This window comes from Streptomyces aurantiacus JA 4570, from assembly GCF_000414115.1.
Lineage (GTDB): Bacteria > Actinomycetota > Actinomycetes > Streptomycetales > Streptomycetaceae > Streptomyces > Streptomyces aurantiacus_A.
Genome location: NZ_AOPZ01000365.1, coordinates 1 through 451, shown reverse-complemented (window position 1 = coordinate 451; position 451 = coordinate 1). Strand labels below are relative to the sequence as shown.

Annotated in this window: 1 protein-coding gene; it reads right to left on the bottom strand. The window is 71.8% G+C overall.

What is annotated here, in order from left to right:
- Window positions 1–190: 190 nt before the first annotated feature.
- Window positions 191–451: IMP dehydrogenase (locus STRAU_RS30490; protein ID WP_037662969.1), on the bottom strand; the 261-nt coding region annotated here is incomplete at its 5' end.

Below are 451 nucleotides of genomic sequence, written 5' to 3'. Positions count from 1 at the left end.
GGTCTGCGCCAGTCGATGTTCTACGTGGGCGGGCGCACGGTGCCCGAGCTTCAGGCGAACGGCCGCTTCGAGCCGCAACAAGTAGCAGCCGTACGCGGCAGTATGCGGCGACACGCGCGCGTGGGGGCGGCCCAGGGAATCCGGGCCGCCCCCACGCGCGCGTGGCGCCGCGTTCTGCCGCGTACGGCTGCTACTTGTTGCGGCTGTAGTTCGGCGCCTCGACCGTCATCTGAATGTCGTGCGGGTGGGGCGCCCGGATGCCCGCGGACGTGATCCGGACGAAGCGGCCGTTCGCCTGAAGCTCGGGCACCGTGCGCCCGCCCACGTAGAACATCGACTGGCGCAGACCGCCCACGAGCTGGTGCACGACGGCCGACAGGGGGCCGCGGTAGGGCACCTGGCCCTCGATGCCCTCGGGGACGAGCTTCTCGTCGGAGGCGACGCCCTCCTG